The organism is Macrococcus sp. DPC7161, assembly GCF_004117835.1.
Classification (GTDB): domain Bacteria; phylum Bacillota; class Bacilli; order Staphylococcales; family Staphylococcaceae; genus SDSC01.
In genome coordinates this window covers 1-412 of sequence record NZ_SDSC01000048.1, presented here as the reverse complement: position 1 = coordinate 412, position 412 = coordinate 1, and the positions used below count along the sequence as shown (strand labels likewise).

Annotated in this window: 1 protein-coding gene; it reads right to left on the bottom strand. The window is 58.3% G+C overall.

Going from position 1 to position 412, the window contains the following annotated elements; translation table 11 throughout:
* A partial coding sequence (locus tag ER639_RS12040; protein ID WP_129065980.1) for an MFS transporter occupies positions 1-412 on the bottom strand: 412 nt, incomplete at both ends.

Here is a 412-nt window from a genome sequence, read left to right as displayed (position 1 = left end):
CGTCAGTACCGCGAAGGTGCGGATAAAGTTCGAATAGAACCAGTCATCATCTTCGCCCCGGTCGAGCATCACCTGCAAACAGCCAAGACCGAGGGCGATCAGGCCGATCCCCGTCCAGTCGACGGTGAGCTTCTCTTCCGACTTTTTCTCCCACGGCGGATCTTCCAGCAGCTGATAGATAGCCAGCACCGTCACAATCCCTACCGGGATATTGATAAAGAACACCCAGCGCCAGGAGTAGTTATCGGTGATCCAGCCCCCCAGCGTGGGGCCGAGTACCGGCGCAACGATAATGGCAATGGATGAAAGGCCAAAGGCTTTGCCCCTGTCCTCCGGCTTGAAGTAGTCGAGTAGCACCGACTGCTGGGTGGGCTGCAACCCGCCGCCAAAGAAGCCCTGCATCACGCGGAAC